The sequence below is a fragment of the Paenibacillus sp. MER TA 81-3 genome (genome assembly GCF_023713585.1).
In the GTDB taxonomy this organism is placed as follows: Bacteria; Bacillota; Bacilli; order Paenibacillales; family Paenibacillaceae; genus Paenibacillus_B; species Paenibacillus_B profundus.
Window position 1 is genome coordinate 484,028 of record NZ_JAMAWB010000001.1, and the last position, 23,202, is coordinate 507,229.

The 23,202-nt window shown below is 56.6% G+C and carries 1 protein-coding gene; it reads left to right on the plus strand.

What is annotated here, in order from left to right; translation table 11 throughout:
• Positions 1-161: 161 nt before the first annotated feature.
• On the plus strand, positions 162-23,202 hold a 23,041-nt coding region (locus M3650_RS02205; protein ID WP_251571972.1), incomplete at its 3' end, for a non-ribosomal peptide synthetase.

The following is a 23,202-nucleotide window of genomic DNA, read 5'->3' on the forward strand; positions in this document are numbered from 1 at the left end:
CATCTATTGAAGGTCACGAACCGAATCATGAAATAATCAATGGGTTATACGTCCCTCACCATGCCGAACTGCTATTGACATCCCCAGCACCCCACTAGGTTGTACAGAGTCTATCCAAGAGCTCACTTACACACTTAATTTATATAGGGAGAAGGATTTGAATGTCAAATATCGGAAAAGAAGCACAATTAACTATGCAACATACTTGGACATTGACAGAAGCGCAACGAAGAGTATGGTACATGGAACTGCTCAATCCCAATACGACGGTTGCCACTTTGAACAGTTTGCTTACCTTAAAGGGAACGATTATCGAAGACATGATCATACAAGCATTGCAGATGCTGGCTCTTCGGCATGATTCCCTGCGGATGCGCTTAAAACAGATGGATGGTCAGGAGCCGCAAATCTATGTTGTTCCCTTCGAACCCTTCCATGTCGATAAGATGGATGTGAGAGAGGAAGAGTCCGAAGCATGGCAGGAGGTCGTCGATTTTCGTTCACGTCTGCCCTTCACTCTATTTGATGCCCCATTATTTGAATTTACGTTGTTCCGGACAGGAGAGCTGGAGGCCAAATTGTTTTTGAAAATTCACCACGTGATAGCAGACGGTTATTCCTTGAACCTGTTAGGGAACGAAATCATCCAAAATTATATGTCCTTGTTACGCAACGAGGAGCTCACGGCGGAAAAAGCGCCCTCTTTTACAGAACTGCTTTCTAGTGAGGAGACTTATCTTACATCTTCCCGCTTTCTCAAAGACAAAGCATACTGGGACAAAGAATTCAGTTCGCTGCCTCCAATCACACGGTTGGTTTGTTCCGAACGCGAAGCCCAGACTGCCAGCAGTTTAGCCGCCTATAGCCGATACCGGATCCCCTCATCCGCATGCCAAGAAATTCACCAATTTTGTGAACAACAGCAAGTTTCTGCCTTCAACTTGTTTGTAACGGCTCTATGCCTGTATCTCGCCCGGATTTGTGGAGAAGAAGAAGTTGTGCTGGGAACCATGTATGCCAATAGAACGTCCATGGAGCAAAAAACGATGGTAGGCATGCTCGTCAGTACAACTCCCTTTCGCTTGAGCGTGGATGCTTCTTTGTCATTCGCTGATCTCTTAAAGCAGGTGAAGCTAAAGCAGGGCGAGCTGATCCGCCATCAGAAATACCCCTTCAATCGAATTGTGCCTGAACTCCGTGAACGATTTAGCTTTACGGAATCCTTGCTGCCCATTTTTTTTAATTATCATCCGTTGGCATGGGATACTCTTCCGGAGGATGCTCCCATTCAGTATGACACGTTACCTCTCGGAAATGGTCACCAGGATAATGAATTAACCGTCCATATACGTGAAAATGTAAAGACCGGTGTGATGGCCATTCAAATCGATTATTTGACCGATTTGTTCGCGGCGGAAGACATGGACCGCTTGTTTTCCAGATTGATGCATGTCCTTCAGGAAGGAATGGCTGCACCTTTGCAGGCGGTAGAACGACTACAAGTATTACCGCCGGAGGAACGCCATGAGATCCTCCAAGCCTTTAGCCCGGGACACCATATCGTGCAACAGCCTGACGGTCTGCTGCACGAGCTGTTCGAGGAGCAGGCTGCGAAGACGCCGGAGCGGATGGCTGTTCTATCAGGACTGGACGGCTCATCACTGACCTACGGCCAATTGAATGAACGCGCCAACAAGCTGGCCCGCACCCTGATCAATCTGGGGATTGGGATGGGCCAACCCGTGGCGATTCTCGGGGAACGGTCGCCGAGAATTGTAACGGCTGTTCTTGCTATCCTTAAGGCGGGAGGGGCGTTCGTACCTTTGGATCACTCTTTGCCTTCCGATCGGCTGGCTTATATGCTGGCAGATAGCGGAGCCGGCATTTTGTTGACGGCTGATTCTGTTGCCTTTCCTGTGCCTGATGCGTGCGGGGTCATCGATTTGCGGCAGGAGGAATGCTACGCCGATGACACTACGAATCTACACCTTCACTGCCGACCGGAACAGCTCGCTTATCTCATCTATACGTCAGGGACGACTGGGAAGCCCAAAGGGGTTATGGTGGAACACCAGAGCTGGATTCAGACTGCCTGCTCATGGCGTCAAGAGTATAGGCTGGAAGAGATGGAGGTGCGGCTGCTGCAATTAGCCAGCTTCTCTTTTGACGTGTTTGCCGGCGATCTGGCCAGAACACTGCCTAACGGGGGAATGATGGTCTTCTGCCCGGACGAGGTCCGGCTTCAGCTGCCCCGGCTCCAGCAGATGATCGTCGAATGCGGCATTACGCTGTTGGAGTCGACGCCTGCACTGCTAGTGCCGCTCATGGACTACATTTATGAACACCGTTTGAGCACCGGCCGGCTGGAACTGCTGATCTTGGGCTCGGACCGTCTTGCAGCTGAAGACTTCCGGCGGGTGTACCGGCGGTTTGGCTCCGTCATGCGCATCCTCAACAGCTATGGGGTGACGGAGGCATGCATCGATGCGTCTTATTATGAAGTGGAACAGGGGAGTCAGCCGCCTAAGGAAGGGAATGTGCCAATCGGCAGGCCGCTTCCCCATGTCAAGCTGTACGTGCTGGGACGGGGCGGAACCCTCCAGCCGGTAGGCGTGCCCGGGGAACTGTGTATCGGAGGAGAAGGAGTAGCCCGGGGCTACCTGAATAGGCCGGATCTGTCGAGTGAGCGCTTTGCCGAAGACCCTTATGCGGCTGGCGGACGGATCTATCGCACCGGAGACCAGGCCCGCTGGCTGCCGGATGGAAATTTGCAATTTCTCGGACGGCTGGACGATCAACTCAATATCCGCGGATACCGGGTCGAGCCGGGCGAGATTGAAGCGCAATTGTTGCAGTTCGTAGGCATCCGTGAGGCAGTGGTTGCCGTAATGCCCGATCTGCAGGGAGAGCCTGTGCTTTGTGCATATTACACGGGCGAGGTCGAATTGGAGATCGCGGAGATGCGGGCATACCTATCTTCGATGCTGCCAGACTACATGGTGCCATCCGTATATATGAAGCTGGAGCGGCTTCCCTTGACGTCGAATAGCAAGGTGGACCGTAAAGCTTTGCCGAAACCCGATGCAATTGCATCCCGCAAAGAATACGTTCGTCCAGCCACAGACGCCGAGCAGAGAATGGCATCACTGTGGCAAGAGGTCTTGAACAAGGACTCCGTGGGACTCCATGACAATTTCTTTGAGCTCGGGGGCCATTCGCTTAAAGCGATGACGCTGCTGACGCGCATACATCAGGAATTCCAGTCCGAGATCGGCTTGCGCGACATCTTTCAGACAACCAATCTGAAGACACTGACCCAAGCAGTCACTTCGGCAGCCGGACGCGCCTATGAGGCTCTCCTTCCGGCATCGGAGCAGGCTTATTATCCGCTGTCGTCGGCGCAGAAGCGGTTGTATGTGCTGCAACAGCTGGATGAGGCAGGTCTTAGTTACAATATGCCGGCCGTGTTCGAACTGGAAGGTCGATTGGATAAGGCGCGTCTCGAAGCGGCATTGCAGTCGCTGATTACCCGTCATGAGGCGCTGCGCACCTCGTTTACGGTCGTGGGCGGCGAGCCCATGCAGCAGGTCCAGCACCAGGTTTCATTTTCCGTATCCTGCGAGGAAGCGGAAGAAGGGCAAGCGGATAAGCAGATCCGGGCATTCATCCGCCCGTTTGATCTCGGCGTGGCCCCGCTGCTGCGCACGAAGGTGATTCAACTCGGGGAAGAACGCCATCTGCTCTTGTTCGATATGCATCATATTATCTCGGACGGAATTTCCGTTCAAATCCTAACGGAAGAAATGGCCGCCTTGTATGCCGGAGAAGAGCTGAACCCGCTGCGGCTGCAGTATAAAGACTATGCGGTATGGCAGCAGGGATACAGGCAGTCGCAGGCCTATGCGAAGCAGGAAGCGTATTGGCTTAAGGAACTGGCCGGCGAGCTGCCGGTGCTGAGCCTTCCGGCTGATTATCCGCGCCCTGCGATGCGCAGCATCGAGGGCGGCCGGGCGGACTTCGAACTGGAAGGCGAGTTGGCGGAGGGTGTTCGCAAGTTGGCACAGGAGAGCGGCAGTACGGTGTACATGGTGCTGCTGGCAGTATATAGCACGCTGCTGTCGCGTCTTAGCGGGCAAGAGGAGCTCATCATTGGCACGCCGGTGGCTGGCCGCCCGCATGCCGACCTCGCAAGCATGCTCGGCATGTTTGTAAATACGGTGGCGCTGCGCACGCATCCAGCCGGGGAGAAACGTTTTTCCGTCTATCTGCAGGAGGTCCGCCAGACGGCGCTGTCTGCTTTTGAACATGGGGATTTTCCGTTTGAGGAACTGGTGGAACAGGTCGTGCGGCAGCGCGACACAAGCCGCAATCCGATCTTCGACGCGATGCTTGTGCTGCAAAATACCGAACACGCGGTGTTAGAGCTCCCAGGTGTAGGTCTTTCTCCATACCCATTTGACTACACTGCGTCTAAATTCGACCTGACGCTCACCGTTACAGAGCAGGCCGGGGGCTTCTCCTTCAGTTGGGAATATGCCGCAGCTTTGTTTGCTCGGAGCACGATAGATCGGTGGACTGGCTGTTTCCTGGAGCTACTGCGTCAGGCCATTGATTCTCCAGACTCCCAATTGGGTGAGTATAATTTGGTAACCGATAAGGAAAGACAGCTGCTGCTGGAGCAATTTGCCGGAACTAGAGCAGACTACCGCCCGGAGGCAACGGTGCTCGCCTTGTTCGAAGAGCAGGTTGCCCGCACCCCTGATCTGCCGGCGGTTATTTGTGGAGATGAGGAGCTAAGTTACCGTGAACTGAACGAGTGGGCGGAGCAGCTGGGAGCTGTGCTTCGCGCGCGAGGGGTAGGGGCGGAGACGATTGCCGCCGTCATGATCCACCGGTCTTGCGCAATGGCGGCGGGCATCCTCGCCGTCTTGAAGGCAGGAGGGGCCTACCTCCCCATCGATCCGGAATTCCCGATGGAACGGATTCGTTATATGCTGGGCGACAGTCATCCCCAAGTTCTGCTGACTTCGATAGAGCACCAGCCTCTGACAGCGGAGGTAGCCAACCAGATTCCCGTCCTTTACTTCGAAGACAACCCGCTCCGGGAGGTGCCCGCTGAGAGCCTGGAGAGAACAGCCGCACCCGCGCATTTGGCATACGTTATTTATACATCAGGCACTACGGGGGCGTCCAAGGGCGTTATGATCGAACATGGAAGCCTTGCCAATACCATTCAGTGGAAAGCGAACCACTATCAGTTTAGCGCCGGTGACAAGGCGTTGATGTTGAATCCTTTTATTTTTGACTCGTTCGTGACCCACTTTTTTGGTCCCATCGTTTCGGGAGCGGCGGTTGTCCTGTTGAACGCTCAAGACAGCAAAGATCCGTCGGCCATTCGCGAGGCCATCGTGAAGCGCCGAATCACCCATATGCAGAGCCCGCCGAGCTTCTACTCGGCCTTGCTGGAGAGCATGAATCCCGAGGATTGGCGTACGGTGCGCAGCGCGGTATTGGCTGGCGAAGCCGTCGGAATGCCGCTAATCCGCCGTTTGAAGACGATGAATCCCAACATGGTACTGATGAATGAGTACGGCCCAACCGAAAATACCGTAGTGACGACATCGGTTGAGCTTGAGGAAGAGAAGGCTGTTACGATCGGGCGGCCGATCCCCAATACACGGGTATATATTCTTACCCCTCAAGGGCTGCTCACTCCGCTCGGCGTACCGGGCGAGCTGTGCATTGCGGGCTCCGGTGTGGCGCGCGGTTATGTAAACCAGCCGCAGCTAACGGCAGACAAGTTCACTTCGGATCCGTTCGTATCGGGCGAGCGAATGTATCGAACCGGAGACTGGGCCCGCTGGTTGCCGGATGGAACTTTGGAATATTGGGGAAGAATCGATCACCAGGTCAAAATTCGCGGCAACCGGATTGAGCTAGGGGAGATTGAGGCCTATCTATTGACGCTTCCCGACATTAGAGAGTCAGCCGTTGCGGTTGTGGAAGAAGCGGAGAACAACCTTAGTCTGTGCGCTTACTTTGTAGCGGACCGGGATTATTCAGTAAAAGAGCTGCGGACGGCGCTTGGCAGAACGCTGCCGCCTTACATGATTCCCGCCTACTTCATTCCGATGGAGCAGATGCCTCTGACAGCCAACGGAAAATTGAACCGGCGGGCGTTGCCTTTGCCTGACGGCCAATTGGAGAAAGACAGCAGCTACATCGCCCCGCGGAACCTTGCCGAACAGAAGATGGCAGAGGTGTGGCAGGAGGTGCTGGGCGTCCGTCCGTTAGGCGTGCGGGATGATTTTTTTGAACGAGGCGGACATTCGTTGAAAGCAACCTTCTTGGTTTCGCGCATCCAAAAGCAACTGCAAGCCGACGTCACGCTACGGGATTTATTCCAGTATCCAACCGTGGAGACATTGACTGAAGTTATAGCTTCCCGACAGAATAAGGCATTTCAGGGACTTGAGCCTGCTGATTCGCAGGAGCATTATCCGCTTACCTCCGCACAGAAGCGGTTGTATGTGCTCCAGCAGCTTGAGGGAGCGGAGATCAGTTACAACATGCCTGCCGTTCTTCGAATGGAGGGCGTGCTGAACCGGATGCTCTTGGAAGCGTCCCTGCAGCAGCTGGTCACACGTCATGAATCGCTGCGCACTTCCTTCGCCAAAGCAGACGTAGAGCCAGTGCAGAGAGTACACGAGAAAGTGAAGCTTGCAGCGGTCTATTGTGAAGCGGAAGAAGCGCAGCTTCACCCGATTATCGCGGACTTTATACGCCCATTCGATCTCAGTCAGGCGCCTCTTCTGCGTGTGAAGGTCGTACGTGTGGAGAGCCTGCTTCATTATGTCCTGTTGGACATGCATCATATCATCTCGGACGGCATGTCGATGAACATTTTTGTAGAGGAATTTACGAAGCTTTATGCCGGGAAAGAGCTTGCCCCGCTGAGACTGCAGTACAAAGACTATGCGGTGTGGCAGCAGGAATATGTGCTCAGCGATGCTTATCAGATGCAGGAGAGGTATTGGCTTCGTCAGTTTGCAGGCGAGCTGCCGGTATTGCAGCTGCCAACCGATTTTACGCGCCCAGCCTTGCGCAGTTTTGCAGGCGACCGGGTTGATTTCAAGCTGGGAAGAACACTGTCGGAAGCCGTGCAGCAACTGGCGCTGGACAAAGGGGTCACCGTATTTATGGTGTTCTTAGCCGCGTACAGCACCTTGCTGTCCCGTCTGTCCGGCAACGATGAAATAATTGTCGGCTCGCCGGTAGCCGGGCGTCCGCATGCGGATCTGACGGACATGATGGGGATGTTTGTCAACACTCTTGCTTTACGCACCTTCCCTTCCGGACTAAAATCCTTTGCCGAATATCTTGAGGAAATCAAGCAAACGGCGCTGGATGCCTTTGAGCATGGAGAGTATCCTTTCGAGGAATTGGTAGACCGTGTTGTCAGCCAGCGGGACATGAGCCGGAACCCTCTGTTCGATGCTGTATTCGTGCTTCAAAACACGGAAAACTTGCAGTTGGATCTCCCTGGCTTGAAGGTAGAGTCTTGTCCATTTGCCGATACGCAGGCCAAGTTCGACCTTACCTTGATGGTAACCGAGAGTGCGGAGGGCTATCACGGCTCGTTGGAGTTCACTACAGCCTTATTCACACGGGAAACCATCGAACGGTGGGCCGGCCATTTGACGGAACTGCTGGATCATGTGGCTTCTGAACCGGATACGACCCTTGCTGAAGCCAGATTAATAAGCGGGGGAGAACAGCTTAGCCAGCTGATGAAATACAGCGGTTTGCCTGTCCAAGGCCTGCCTCGAACGACGATTCATCAGCGTTTCGAAGAAATGGCTTGTCTCTATCCGGATCGGACGGCCATCGTGTGTGGCGATCGGCAACTCACTTATGCGGAGTTACAGCTTCAAGCGAGTCATGTGACCGGCAGACTGCTGAGGGAAGGAATGCGGCCACGGGCAGCTGTTGCCATTCTGGCGGAGCGCTCGATCGAATTTATCGTTGCTGTCCTGGGAATTCTGCAGGCGGGCGGAGCCTATGTGCCTCTGGATCCGGAAGCGCCCGAGGAGCGTCACCTGTATATACTGGGCGATTGCGGCGCGGAGTTCCTGTTGGCTGTACAGAAGTTCAAAGTGCCGGAGTCTTACCCGGGGACGGTCATCATGCTTGATGACGGGACTCTTCCAGATGAAGCGTTAGAGGTGTTGGAGCGCGAAGAAGTACAGGCATGCAGTTCCGATGATCCGGCTTATATCCTGTATACCTCGGGCACCACGGGAAGACCTAAAGGAGTGCTGGTGACGCATGGAAATGTAATCAACTTGGTGAAAAACAAGGCGTACGTGCCGTTCCATGCCAATCACCGCTTCGCTCAGACCGGTTCGGTAAGCTTTGATGCGGCTACGTTCGAAATATTCGGAGCCCTTCTCCATGGAGGGTCCTTGCATCCGGTTGAGAAAGACGTGCTGCTGGACGCGCGCCGGATGGGGCCGTTTCTGGCAGAGCACGGCATTACGGTCATGTTCTTGACGACATCGCTCTTTCATCATCTGGCTGATGAGAATGCGGGCCTGTTTGCCGGTGTAGAGCATTTGATTATGGGCGGAGAGATTCTGTCGCCGAAGCATGCTTACGCAGTGAGGGACGCATGTCCGGGAATTACAATCTGGAACGGATATGGCCCTACCGAAAACACGACTTTCTCGACCTCATTCGCGGTCAAAACGACATACGGGAACCATAGCATCCCGATTGGCCGGCCGATCGAAGGAACGACAGCCTACGTGCTGAGCGCTCAGGGACAGTTGCTTCCGGTCGGTGTGCCCGGAGAATTGTGCCTTGGGGGCGCCGGGGTAGCCGCAGGCTACTGGAATCTGCCTGAGCTTACGCTGGAAAAGTTCAAACCGGATCCCTTTATTGAAGGCGGGAGGATGTATAAAACAGGAGATTTGGCACGCTGGCTGCCAGATGGAGAGCTTGAATATTGGGGGAGAATCGATCAGCAGGTCAAAATTCGGGGCTATCGGATTGAACTCGGTGAGATCGAAGCGCGCCTGCAGCTTCATGCGGACATTCGCCAAGCGGCTGTAGTGACTTGGACAGAGCGGCCGGGAAGCGAGGTTTTGTGCGCTTACTATGTCGGCGGCAAGCGCCTGGAAGCGGTCGAATTGAGAAATCACCTGAGCATCGCTTTACCCGAATATATGGTTCCTGCGTATTTCGTCCATCTGCCGGAACTGCCGCTTACGAGAAATGGCAAGCTGGATCGGATGGCGTTGCCGGAGCCTAAAGACGACATGGCAGCGGCTTCCCAATATATAGCTCCTCGAACAGCCACGGAAGCTCTGCTTGCCAAGCTTTGGCAGGAGGTATTGCACGTATCGCAAGTAGGGATCCGTGACAACTTCTTTGAACTCGGAGGCCATTCTCTGAGAGCGATGATATTAGTATCGCGCATACATCAGGCGATGAGTATACACATCGCCATCCGGGACGTATTCCGGTTCCCGACCATTGAAGCCATGGCGCTGACCGTGGACGGGAGAGCTGCAGACGTGTATGAAGGCCTGCAACCTGCCGGGCAGCGGGAATACTACCCCCTGTCCTCTGCACAGAGGAGACTATATGTTCTGCAGCAGCTCGAAGGAGCGGAGCGAAGCTACAATATACCCGCAGCGATGCTCCTTGAGGGACAATTGGACCTTGTAAGATTGGAATTTGCCTTCAAGGAACTGGCAACACGCCATGAAGTCCTTCGAACCCGCTTTGAGCTTGTAAATGGCGAACCCGTGCAGAAAATTTGCCCGGAGGTTGATTTTGCGCTGTCTTTCCGCAATGCCGAGGAGATGCAGCTTGAAGAAATCATCCAGAATTTCATTCGTCCTTTCGATCTGAGCCAAGCGCCGCTTCTGCGCATCCAATTGGTTAAGCTGACGGATGTACGGCATCTGTTGTTGTTTGATATGCATCATATCATTTCCGACGGCACATCCATGGGGATTTTCATTAAGGAAATGACAAGGCTGTATATGGGCGAGAGTTTGCCGCCGCTGTCCCTTCAATATAAGGATTATGCAGTGTGGCAGAACACAAATGAACATTCCGAGGTGTACAACCGACACAAAGAATACTGGCTGGAACAGCTCGGCGGCGAACTTCCAATCCTCTCCTTGCCGTTTGATTTTACTCGTCCGCCGGTACAAAGCTTTGAGGGAAGCCACCTGAATTTCATCATTGATGCGGAGTTGACCGGCAAATTGCGCAAGCTCGCGCAGAACACAGGGACTACCTTATTCATGGTGCTGCTTTCAGCTTATAGCTTGTTTCTGGCAAGAACATCCGGACAGGATGATATCATTGTCGGAACGCCTGTTGCAGGCCGTCCTCATGCCGATCTGTCCAATCTTTTGGGTATGTTCGTGAACACATTGGCCATCAGATCGATGCCTTCCAGGGAGAAAACATTTGCGGATTATCTTGAAGAAGTCAAAGAGATTTCCATTGCAGCGTTTGAACACGCGGATTACCCGTTTGAAGAACTCGTCGAGCAGGTGGTCCAGCACCGGGATATCAGCCGCAACCCGATCTTTGACGTCATGTTCGCTTTGCAGAACATGGAACAATCCGAGCTGCAGATGCAGGATGTCGAGGTATCTCCCTATGAACTGGAGAATCCCACTTCGAAATTCGACTTGTCCTTGTTAATCAGCGAACGGGGAGATCAGCTGCATTGCAGTCTGGAGTACACCACAGCTCTGTTTGAACTTGGCACCATAGAACGTTGGCAAGAAACTTTCATCCAATTGCTGCAGCATGCGGTTGCTGAACCGGGGATTGCACTCGGTAAAGTAAATTTGTTGAGTGAACAAGAACGGAATACGCTGGTAACATGGCATGACGGACCTGCCATGGAGCTGCCAAATACAACCCTGCATCAGTTATTCAGAGAACAGGCGGTAAAGACTCCGGACGGCATAGCTTTGGTATTTGGTGAAACCATGCTGACCTATCAAGAGTTGGATCAGTTATCCGATCAAGTCTCGCTTGCTTTGCAACATCGAAATATAGGTATCGGCAGCATTGTCGGCATCATGGCACGCCGATCTCCTTATATGATTATCAGTTTGCTAGCAATTCTTAAAGCAGGGGCAGCCTTGCTTCCTGTGGATCCGTCTTATCCCGCGGACCGGATTGCTTATATGCTGGAGGATTCTCAGGTATCATGCCTGCTCGTCGATTCAGCTCAGACGGACAAGCGCCTTGCGTATGACGGAGAAACGCTACTTATCAGCGATATGCTTGCCGCGAATCATGATGTCGGGGTTCCCCGCGAACCGGATCCAGATGAGGTCTCGTTGGCCGAAGAGAACGGGATGCTGGTTTACGTTATTTATACTTCAGGAACTACCGGCAATCCCAAAGGAGTCATGCTGAAGCATAGCAACCTTATCAACCTGGCGCTTTATCAGCATAAGCATACCTCCATACCCTTTCACAAGAGCGTGCTTCAGTATGCTTCCTACAGCTTTGATGCCAGCTATCAGGAGATTTTCACTACGCTGCTTGCGGGCGGGACGCTTCATGTGGTCGATGAGGAGATGCGTCAGGATCCTTTTGCGCTTTTCCGTTATATCGAGGATCAGGGCATCGAGACGATTTGGCTGCCTACTTCTTTTGTAAAGTTCGTGTGGAATGACCCTGCCTACGAGCCTGTGTGGCCTAAGAGCGTGCGTCACATGATAACAGCAGGCGAGGCTCTGGTCGTCGGAAAGTCACTGCAGCGATATTTGCGCGAGCGAGGGGTGACTCTCCATAATCACTACGGACCTTCAGAGACGCATGTTGCCACTACGTACACGATTATACCGAAGGACATCATGACCGAGCTTCCTCCAATCGGCAGACCTATCAGCAACTCTTCGATTTATATTTTGGATCCGCTGGGTTGCCCGCAACCGATAGGTGTCGCAGGCGAGTTGTACATCGGGGGAGCGTGTGTCGGCGAAGGTTATTTGCAGCAGCCTGAACGGACTCGCGAGAAGTTCGTCCCCGATCCGTTCTCTCCCGGCGAGCGGATGTACAGGACAGGGGATTTGGCCCGCTGGCTGGCAGATGGGAACATCGAGTATCTGGGCCGCATGGATCATCAAGTGAAGATAAGGGGATACAGGATTGAGTTGGGCGAGATCGAAACGCGGCTTCTCGGGGTGAGAGGGATTCGGGAAGCGGCCGTTCTCGTTCTTCGGGACGAGTACGGTAATAATGAGCTGTGCGCTTATATCGCAGGTGAACGCGAGTTTGCGTTTGTTGAGCTGCGGGAGGCTCTAGGGACGGTAATGCCGGACTATATGATACCTTCATACTTCGTCCAGCTCGGCCAACTGCCTGTTACACAGAATGGTAAAGTGGACCGCCGGGCGCTGCCGAACCCGGACGGGGCCAGAGCAGGCAAAGGGTATGAGGCACCGCGAACAAATATGGAAGCCCAGCTCGCGCCGTTGTGGCAGGATGTGCTGGGTGTGGGACGCGTAGGCATCCATGACAACTTCTTCGAGTTAGGCGGCCATTCTTTGAGGGCGATGACCCTTGCGTCGCGTATTCACCAGACTCTGGATGTGGAAGTTCCATTGCGGCTGTTATTCCAGTCGCCTACGATCAAAGGCTTGGCAGCGGCTCTGGAAGCAGTAACTTGTCAAGCGTATGAAGCGCTGCTGCCTGTGGAGAAGCAGGCGTATTATCCGCTGTCCTCTGCTCAAAAGCGGCTGTACTTGCTTCAGCAATTGGAGGGTGCGGGACTCAGCTACAATATGCCGGTGGCGCTGCAGCTCGAAGGAACGCTGGATAAGGTCCGGCTGGAAACCGCGCTGCAGGCGCTAATCGGCCGCCATGAGTCGCTGCGCACTTCGTTCATCGTCGTGGATGGCGAGCCGGTGCAGCAGGTGGAGGAGGAACCGGCCTTCCGTGTGTTCTATGAGGAGTCGGAGGAAGAGGAAGCCGAGAAGCGAATCCGGGCATTCATCTGCCCGTTCGATCTCGGGCAAGCCCCGCTGCTGCGCACGACCGTCGTACGTCTCGGCGAAGAGCGGCACCTGCTGCTGTTCGATATGCATCATATTATCTCGGACGGCATGTCGATGAACATTTTTATCGAAGAATTTATGAAGCTGTACGCCGGCGAAGAATTAGAGCCGCTGCGGCTGCAGTACAAAGACTACGCCGTCTGGCAGCGGGAATATACTCAGATGTCGGCGTACCGCGAGCTGGAAGCTTACTGGCTGGAACAGTTTGCGGGCGAATTGCCGGTGCTGAGCCTGCCGGCCGATCATCCGCGCCGGGTAGTGCGCAGTTTTGAAGGCGGCCAGGTGGACTTCGAATTGGACAGCGAACTAGTGGCGGCGGTGCGCGAGTTGGCCCGCGCGAGCGGCGCTACGGTGTACATGGTGCTGCTGGCAGTATATAGCACGCTGCTGTCGCGTCTTAGCGGGCAGGAGGAGCTCATCGTCGGTTCACCGGTGGCGGGCCGGCCGCACGCCGATCTGGAAGGTATGCTCGGAATGTTCGTGAATACATTGGCGCTGCGCATGTATCCGGACAGAAAGAAAAGCTTTGCAGCCTATTTGCAGGAAGTGAAGCAGACGGCGCTCGGAGCTTTCGAGCACGGGGACTATCCGTTCGAGGAGCTGGTGGAGCAGGTCGTGCGCCGGCGCGACACGAGCCGCAATCCGCTCTTCGACGCGATGCTCGTGCTGCAGAACACAGAGCAGGTGAAGCTGGAGCTTCCCGGCGTGCGCCTATCTTCCTATCCATTCGACTACAGCGCGGCTAAATTCGATCTGACGCTATCGGTGAGCGAACACGAGAATGGGATGCGCTGCTCGCTCGAATATGGTGCCATGCTGTTTGAACGCGAGACGATCGAACGTTGGGCGAATCACTTTACGGAGCTTCTGCGTCAGGTTACCAGCAATCCGCAGGTAATGCTGGGTAGCGTCAGCTTGCTGGCGGCTGCTGAACAAGAGCGGGTATTGGTTCAGTTCAACGACACGAAGGTGACGATTCTTGAAGAGGCAAGCATACCTTCCCTGTTCGAATTGCAGGCGGCGAAAACGCCGGATCGTCCGGCGGTCGTGTGTGCAGAACAGCGGCTGACCTACCGGGAGCTGGAGGAACAGGCCAACCGTATCGCCCAATGGCTGCGGGCGCACGGCGTAACGGCCGAAGACCGTGTAGGCGTTCTGATGAATCGTTCGCCGTACCTCATCGCCGGGCTTCTGGGTATTTTGAAAGCCGGTGCGGCCTATGTGCCGATCGACTCCCTTCTGCCTGAGGAGCGCATGGAGGGGATGATCCGGGATGCCGGAATGCAGGTTATGCTGACGGATTCGGCACAGCTTGGGATTGTGACAGGCCTGCAGGAGACATCGCTGCGCCATGTATTGTGTCTGAATGATGCGTTGACGGAAGAACTGGCCGGGCGGACGGAGCAAGTTGATCAGGCAAGAGACAATGAAGGAGACAAAATAAGCCTCGGCGGCGAAACCATCTCGTTCTCCTCCGCAGAGGAGCTGGCAGGGTATTCTTCCGCGCCCGTTGGCGTGGAGATAAAACCATCCTGCAGCGCGTATGTCATCTACACCTCCGGAACGACCGGCACGCCGAAAGGAGTGGTCGTGGAGCACCGGAACGTGGTGAATTTCATCTCGGGGATGCTCCGCGAGCTTCCTTTTGGGACGTGTTCTTCGATGCTGTGCGTTACGACCGCGTCCTTTGACATCTTCGTCACGGAGAGCTGGGTGCCGCTCAGCTGCGGCATGCAGATCGTCCTCGCAAGCGAAGAAGCGCAGCAGGATCCGGTTCTGCTGGCGGAACTGTTGAGTCAGCATCCGGTGCATATGATGCAGACGACGCCTTCGCGGCTGATGCTGCTGCTCGGCGATGCGCGAAGCGCGGCGCAGCTGCGGAACGTCCAGACGCTGCTGGTCGGCGGGGAAGCTTTCCCTTCCTCCCTGTATGGGCAGCTGAAGGAACGGACGGATGCGGCGCTGTACAACATGTACGGGCCGACGGAAACGACTGTCTGGTCTACGTTTGAATCCCTTGAAGGGGAAGAACGGATCGGCATCGGACGGCCGATGCCGAACACACAGGTGTATGTGGTGAATGAAGCGCTGCAGCCGCAGCCCGTTGGCGTAGTCGGCGAACTGTGCATCGGCGGCGCCGGAGTCGCCCGCGGATACTGGGCGCGTCCGGAGCTGACGGCTGAGAAATTTGTGGACAGCCCGTTTGTGTCTGGCGAGCGGCTTTACCGGACCGGAGATTTGGCACGCTGGCTGCCTGACGGCCGGCTGGAGCATCTGGGGCGGATCGACCATCAGGTGAAGATCCGGGGGCACCGGATTGAACTCAGTGAGATCGAAGCCCGGCTGCTGCAAATCCCCGGCGTAATCGAAGCCGTTGTAACTGCAGCAGAAATGGGTGCGGGCACGCAGGAACTGTGCGCTTATGTGACAGGCAACCGTCCGCTTGCGGCGGCTGAGCTGCGTACCGCCCTGACCGTATCGCTGCCATCGTATATGCTGCCGACGCACTTCATGCAGCTGGAAGAGATGCCGCTGACGCCGAATGGCAAAGTGGACCGCCGGGCGCTGCCGAAGCCGTCGGGAAGCGGAGCGGCAGCCGGATACACAGCGCCGCGAACCGAAGCGGAAGCGCAGCTGGCGCTAATGTGGCAGGAGGTGCTGGGCGTCGATCGTGTAGGCATCCACGATAACTTCTTCGAGCTGGGCGGCCATTCCTTGAAGGCCATGACGCTCGTATCGCGGATTCACCAGGCGTTGGACGTAGAGCTGGCGCTGAGGCAGCTGTTCCTCTCGCCGACGGTCGAAGGGCTGGCGGCTGCGCTGGGCGCGGCGGATGGCTGCACGTACGGAGCGCTGGCCCCGGCAGACGAGCGGGCGCATTACCCGTTGTCCTCAGCCCAAAAACGGCTGTACGTCTTGCAGCAGCTGGAGGGGGCTGAGCTGAGCTACAACATGCCGGTGGCGCTGCATCTCGAAGGAGCGCTGGATCGGGTACGGCTGGAAGCGGCGCTGCAAGCGCTCATCGCCCGCCATGAATCGCTGCGCACTTCGTTTGCCGTCGTGGACGGCGAGCCGGTACAGCGGGTGCAAGAGGAGTGGACCTTCTGCGTGACCTATGAGGAAGCGGAGGAAGGGGAAGCCGAGGAGCGAATCCGGGCATTCCTCCGCCCGTTTGACCTTGGAAAGGCTCCGCTGCTGCGTACGACCGTCATACGTCTCGGCGAAGCGCGGCACTTGCTGCTGCTGGATATGCACCATATTATTTCGGACGGCACGTCGATAGGCATTATGGTAGACCAATTTGTGAAGCTGTACGCGGGCGAGGCATTGGAGCCGCTGCAGCTGCAGTACAAAGATTATGCGGTATGGCAGCAGGAACACTACGCCGACAGCCGGGCGTACGAGCAATTGGAAAAGTACTGGGTGGACCAGTTTGCGGGTGAACTGCCTGTGCTGAGCCTGCCGGCCGATCGTTCCCGTCCGGCCGCACGCAGCTTCGAAGGCGGCCGGGTGGACGTTGAGCTGGATGGCGATCTTGCGGCGGCCTTGCGCGAGCTGGCCCGCACGAGCGGCGCTACGGTATACATGGTGCTGCTGGCCGCCTACAGCACGCTGCTGGCGCGGCTTAGCGGGCAGGAAGAAGTCATTGTCGGTTCGCCGGTGGCGGGCCGGCCGCATGCGGATCTAGAGGGCATGCTGGGGATGTTCGTAAACACGTTGGCGCTGCGGACGTACCCGGCCGGGGAGAAGAGCTTTGCCGCCTATCTGCAGGAAGTGAGGCAGACGGCGCTTGGAGCCTTCGAGCATGGGAACTATCCGTTCGAGGAACTGGTGGAACGGGTGGTGCGGCAGCGCGACACGAGCCGCAATCCGATCTTCGATGCGATGCTCGTGCTGCAGAACATGGATCAGGCGGAGCTTGAGCTCCCCGATCTCCAGTTGACTCCGTATCTTATGGAGGACACGATAGCCAAGTTTGACTTGACGCTCATCGTAACCGAGCAGCGGGAGGGCTTTTCCTGCAGCTGGGAATATTCAACCGCTTTATTTACAGAAGAGACTATCAGACGTTGGGCGGAACATTTTACAGAGCTTCTGCGCCATGTGTCGAGCCAGCCTGAAGCGGCATTGGGAGCAGTCCCTCTGCTGACAGCAGCGCAGGAGCGTCAATTGATGCAGGAGTTTAATCCGGCCCGGATAGATCTTGTCAGCAGCAAGACACTAATCGAGTTATTCGAAGAACAAGCGCTGCGGCATCCGGGCCGTACGGCAGTCGTTTTTGACAACCATGAAATGAGTTATGCCGAACTGAATGATCGTGCCAGCCGTCTTGCTCAGACGCTGAAGCAGCGAGGCGCTGGACCCGAGGACATTGTCGGCGTTCTCGTGACCCGCTCTGCCTGGATGGTTGTGGCTGTATTGGCAGTCTGGAAATCGGGCGGTGCCTATTTGCCGCTGGATGCCGATTATCCAGCCGAACGGATTGCGTATATGCTCGAAGAAAGCGGGGCCCGCCTGCTTCTGACAGAGCGGGAGTACGGCGAGGAATGGGAGGCAGCATATGACGTTTTATATTTGGAAGTCGATGCTGCAGCAGTTACAGAAGGTATTTCACTGCAACTGCCCATGCCCCAACATTTAGCCTATGTTATTTTTACATCGGGCACGACGGGCAAACCGAAGGGTGTCATGATCGAACATGGACATCTAATGGAGAGAATTTTTGCATGGAACCAAGCTTATAGTCTGAACTCACAGGAAGTCCGGCTGCTGCAGATGGCCAGTTTCTCCTTCGATGTGTTTGTCGAAGATATGGCCCGGACACTTCCTTTCGGAGGGTCGATGGTCATTTGTCCAAGCGAGCTGCGTCTGCAGCCCGCGGCCATAGCTGGATTGATCCGCACGCATGCGATTACGCTGCTTAACTCGACACCATCCTTAGTGATGTCCATTATGAAATACATCGATGAGCGACAGGTGGACGTACCGTCTCTGCGACTGCTGATTTTGGGCGGCGACCGTTGTCTCAATCCTGATTTTCACTGGCTGCTTGAACGGTTCGGACAGAGGATGCGGATTATCAACTGCTATGGGGTAACCGAAGCGACCGTTGACTCTTCCTTCTATGAGTGGACAGGGGCACCGGAACAGTATCCGTTAACACCATCGGGGCACGTACCGATCGGAAAACCGTTTCAGAATGTGAGGCTTTATGTCGTAGATCCTCAACATGGCAAGCTGCAGCCAGTCGGAGTATATGGAGAGCTGTTCATCGGCGGTGCAGGCGTAGGACGCGGATATGTGAACAGACCGCAGCTGTCCGAGGAAAGGTTTATTCCGAGTTCCTTTATGGAAGGAGAACGGTTGTATAGAACCGGGGATCTGGTGCGCTGGTTGCCAAATGGCAGTCTCGAATTTGCCGGACGCAATGACCACCAAGTAAAAATTCGCGGATACCGGATCGAACTGGGAGAGATTGAACAACACCTTGCCGAGCTTGAAGGGGTTACGGAATCGGCAGTCGCCGCTTGGGAGTTGGAGCAGGGGGACCTCGAATTGTGCGCCTATGTGGTCACGAGCGAAGAAACGGAGGTTTCATCCCTGCGTAAGGCCCTGTCTGCACGGCTTCCGGGCTTCATGGTTCCATCGCGCTTCGTACAGCTGGAAGAGCTTCCGCTGACACCGAATGGGAAAGTGGACCGCCGGGCGCTGCCGAAGCCATCGGGAAGCGGATCCGCTGCTGGATATACAGCGCCGCGAACCGAAGCAGAAGCGAAGCTGGCGCTGTTGTGGCAGGATGTGCTGGGTGTCAGGCGCGTAGGCATCCACGATAACTTCTTCGAGCTGGGCGGCCATTCCTTGAAGGCCATGACGCTCGTATCGCTGATTCACCAGGCGTTGGATGTGGAGATACCGCTGAGGCAGCTGTTCCTTTCGCCGACGGTTGAAGGATTGGCGGCTGCGCTGGAAGCGGCGGGTGGCTGCACGTACGAAGCGCTGGCCCCGGCAGGCGCTCGGGCGCATTACCCGCTGTCCTCGGCCCAAAAACGGCTGTATGTCCTGCAGCAGCTGGAGGGAGCCGAGCTGAGCTACAACATGCCGGTGGCGCTGCGGCTCGAAGGAACGCTGGATCGGGCACGGCTGGAAGCGGCGCTGCAAGCGCTCATCGCCCGCCATGAATCGCTGCGCACTTCGTTTGCCGTCGTGGACGGCGAACCGGTGCAGCGGGTGCAGGAGGAGTGGACCTTCTGCGTGTCCTATGAGGAAGCGGTGGAAGGGGAAGCCGAGGAGCGCATCCGGGCATTTCTCCGCCCGTTTGACCTTAGCGAGGCCCCGCTGCTGCGTACAACCGTCGTGCGTCTCGGAGAAGAGCGGCACTTGCTGCTGTTCGATATGCACCATATTATCTCGGACGGCACGTCGATCAGCATTTTGGTAGACGAATTTGTGAAGCTGTACGCCGGCGAAGCGGTGGAGCCGCTGCAGCTTCAGTACAAAGATTATGCGGTATGGCAGCGGGAACACTACGCCGACAGCCGGGCGTACGAGCAGTTGGAAGCGTACTGGGTGGACCAGTTTGCGGGCGAACTGCCAGTGCTGAGCCTGCCGGCCGATCATCGGCGTCCGGCCGTACGCAGCTTCGAGGGCGGCCGGGTGGACGTTGAGCTGGACGGCGAGCTTGCGGCGGCCGTGCGTGAGCTGGCCCGCACGAGCGGTGCTACGGTGTACATGGTGCTGCTAGCCGCCTACAGCACACTGCTGGCGCGGCTTAGTGGGCAAGAAGAAGTTATTGTCGGTTCGCCGGTGGCGGGACGGCCGCATGCAGATCTGGAAGGCATGCTGGGGATGTTCGTGAACACTTTGGCGCTGCGGACGTACCCGGCCGGGGAGAAGAGCTTTGCCGCCTACCTGCAGGAAGTGAAGCAGACGGCGCTCGGAGCCTTCGAGCACGGGGACTACCCGTTCGAGGAACTGGTGGAACGGGTGGTGCGGCAGCGCGACACGAGCCGCAATCCGATCTTCGATGCGATGCTCGTGCTGCAGAACATGGATCAGGCGGAGCTTGAGCTCCCCGATCTGCAGTTCACCTCGTATCCGTTCGATTCCTACGCGGCCAAGTTCGATCTGACGTTTTCGGTCAGCGAACAGGAAAATGGCATGCGCTGCTCTTGGGAATACGCCACCGTATTGTTTGAGCGGGCCACGATAGAACGTTGGGCCGGTCACTTTGGAGAACTCCTGCGTCAGGTTACTCGGGATCCGCAGGTGACGCTGGGAAGCGTCAGCTTACTGACGGCTGTGGAACAGAATCAATTGTTGGCGCAGTTCAATGACACCCTCGGAGAGGCGCCGCGAGACACCACGCTGCATGCGATGTTCGAGGAGCAGGAGGCGAAGACGCCGGATCGGTTGGCCGTTGTATGCGGCGACGATGCCCTGACCTACCGGGAGCTGAACGAACGGGCGAACCGGCTTGCCAGAGTCGTGCTCCGCTACGGTGCAGGGCCCGAAAGTCTTGTTGCGGTGCAGTGCGAACGCTCCGTGGATATGGCTATGGCGCTGCTCGCCGTGCTGAAAGCCGGAGCTGCCTATCTGCCAATATCGCCGCAAGAGCCCGCAGAGCGGGTGCAGTTCCTGTTGGAGAACAGCGGCGCGACCGTACTGCTGTCTTCCTCGGCACAGGAGGCTTCCTGCCCGGTGCTGCGCTTGGATGATGACCGGATTCGGTTGGAGGTGCCGGAAGATTTCGCGAGCTCTGCGAATCCCAACAACCTGGCATATGTGATCTACACCTCCGGAACCTCGGGTCAGCCTAAAGGCGTCATGGTGGAGCATCGCAGCATCGTTCATACGCTTCAATGGAAGGCAGCGGCCTACCGCTTCGACGGCGGACGGGTGCTGCATGCCAGCCCGTTCATATTCGATGCGTTCATCTCGCACTTTTTTGGCCCCCTCGTTGCGGGCGCCACCGTCGTGATGCTCCGCGATGAAGAGCTCAAAGATCCAGAGGTCATTATCCGCACGCTCGTCGAGCAGAAGATTACCCACGCGCAATTCCCAACGGGTCTGCTCGCGGCGCTGCTGGAGATGATCCGGCCGGAGCAGCTGGCTACCGTACGGAGCGTGGTCACCGGCGGGGAGAAAATCAGCGCGGCGCTGATTGAAAAGATGCTTGTTTACAGCCAGATTGAGTTTGTCAGCGAGTATGGACCGACGGAGAACAGCGTGGTGACGACCGCTTTGCCGGTGACCGACCCGCGGCAGTCTCATACGCTCGGCAGATCCATCGGCCAGACGAAAGTCCATGTGCTGGCAGCGGATGGACAACTGCAGCCGATCGGCGTCCCGGGTGAGCTATGCATCAGCGGTCCGGGATTGTCCCGGGGGTATCTGAATCAGCCGGAGCTGACGGCTGAGCGGTTCGCCGCCAGTCCGTTCGCGCCCGGTGAGCGCCTCTACCGGACCGGGGACTTGGTACGCTGGCTGCCGGACGGCAATCTCGAGTATATGGGCCGGATGGACGGACAAGTGAAGATCCGGGGATACCGGATCGAACCGGGCGAGATCGAAGCCCAACTGCTGCAGTTGGCTGAGGTAAGCGAAGCCGTCGTGGCCGCGCTGCCGGATGCTTCGGGCAGTCTCCAGCTGTGTGCCTATGTCGTTGGCGGCGAGCTGGATCTTCCTGAGCTGCGCAGCCTGCTGTCCTCCGCCCTGCCGGCGTATATGATTCCCGCCTCCTTCGTGCAGCTAGAGCAATTGCCGCTGACTGCCAACGGCAAAATCGATCTCAAAGCGCTGCCGAAGCCGGATGCAGCCCTGGCCCATACGCCGTATGCCGCTCCCCGCACGCCGGTGGAGCAGGCGCTGGTGACGGTATGGGAGCAGGTGCTCGGTGTGACCCGGATCGGCATCCATGATAGCTTCTTCGACCTGGGAGGCGACTCGATCAAGGCGATTCAAGCTGCTTCCCGGCTGCTGCAAGCTGGCTATAAGCTGGAGATGAAGGACCTGTTCCGTTATCCGGCTGCGGCCCAGCTCAGCGATCATATCGCCCCGGTTAGCCGCATCGCGGAACAGGGGGAGATTCGCGGACCGGTGCCGCTCACGCCGATTCAACACTGGTTTGTAGAGCGGGACCTTGCCGATGCGCATCACTTCAACCAAGCCGTGATGCTGTACCGGGAAGAACGCTTTGACGTGCAGGCGCTGCGCCTTGCGATGAAGCAGATCACGGTTCACCATGACGCGCTGCGCATGGTATTTGTGTCATCAGAGGACGGAGGTTATGCCGCTTGGAACCGGGCCGTTAATGAAGGGGACCGGTACGGATTGGAAGTATTCGACTTCCGGGAAGAGCAGGCGTGGAGTCGGTTAGTCGAAGCGAAGGCCCGCGAGCTGCAGGCCGGTATCTCCTTAGATACAGGTCCGCTCGTGAAGCTGGGCTTATTCCAGTGCGGTGACGGCGATCATCTGCTCATCGTCATTCACCATCTCGTCATTGATGGCGTCTCCTGGCGGATCTTGCTGGAGGACATCGCTGCAGCGTACGAACAGGCCGCGCAAGGGAAGGACATCCGGCTGCCGCAGAAGACCGATTCGTTCCAAGCTTGGGCGCAGCAGTTGGAAGCTTATGCCTCAAGTCCGGCTATGGAGGCGGAACGCGGATACTGGAGCCAGCTGGCGAATGTCGAACAAGCGCCTTTGCCGAAGGATAACGAGCAAGGCGGAGACGCAGTCGAAAACAGCGAAACGCTGGCGTTGCAATGGTCCCGGCACGAGACGCAGCAGTTGTTAACCGAAGCGCACCGGGCTTATGGGACGGAGATCAACGACCTGCTGCTGACCGCGCTGGGAATGGCGGTTCAGGAGTGGAGCGGAATCGAGCAGGTGGCCGTCATGCTGGAGGGACACGGCAGGGAATCCATTCTGCCGGATGTGGATATCAGCCGGACGGTAGGCTGGTTCACCAGCGCGTACCCGGTCATGCTTGACATGAAGGCGGGCCTGGATCTGCCGCGGCGCATCAAGCTGGTCAAGGAAACGCTGCGGAGTATCCCGCACAAAGGCATCGGCTACGGCATTTTGCGCTATTTGTCTT